The organism is Cecembia lonarensis LW9, from assembly GCF_000298295.1.
Lineage (GTDB): Bacteria > Bacteroidota > Bacteroidia > Cytophagales > Cyclobacteriaceae > Cecembia > Cecembia lonarensis.
Map to the genome: position 1 here is coordinate 1 of NZ_AMGM01000295.1, position 691 is coordinate 691.

Genomic DNA, 691 nt, shown 5'->3' on the forward strand with positions numbered 1-691 from the left:
AGAAAATCCAGTCCGAGTCTGCCTCGGCCAGATTCTCCCCGGAGATTTCTTTGGCCAGGTCATCGATGTCCTGGTTGGCGGGCCGGGAGAATCCTGCATCATTGAGGATCACCCCGATCAGCGAGGCGTTGCCGTAGAGGCGGATCTTCTCCGGCATGAAACGCAACAGTGAGATCTTCGGATCGCCGGTCACATCGTTGCCCAATGCTGTGGCCTTGTCCTGATAGGCGTTCAGGACCTCGACGGCCTTGGTTTCCTCGCCCAACGCTGCTGCGGCCAGACGGAAGTTTTCCTTCCACGGGTAACCCGGGCGGATGGAGAAGACCGTCGGGGCGATCTGCGACAGCTGCGGGTAGAGCTTGTCGGCACGCAGCTGTGAGCCGATGATCAGATCCGGTTTCAGCGCGGCAACGGCCTCCAGGTTCAGTTCCTGGATGGTGCCCACGGTCTGTGCGTCCTTGACGTCGTCGGCCAGGTAGCTGGGGATTGAGTTGGCGCCCTCGGTGGAGGGGATCCCGACCGGAGTGATGCCCAGAGACAGCACTGCGTCGAGTTCGCCGGTGTCCAGCACCACGACGCGTTCGGGCTTCTTCTCGATCTCGGTCTCGCCGTTGGCGTGTTCCAAGGTGCGTGGGAGACGCCCGGGGCGACATTGGCACCGAACTTGGCGGTGGCCTCGTCCGCGGTGGAG

General features: G+C 62.7%; 1 protein-coding gene. It reads right to left on the minus strand.

All coding sequences use genetic code 11. The features are described 5' to 3' along the window. On the minus strand, positions 1–625 hold a 625-nt coding region (locus B879_RS24210; protein WP_238542250.1), incomplete at its 3' end, for an iron-siderophore ABC transporter substrate-binding protein. Positions 626–691 lie beyond the last annotated feature (66 nt).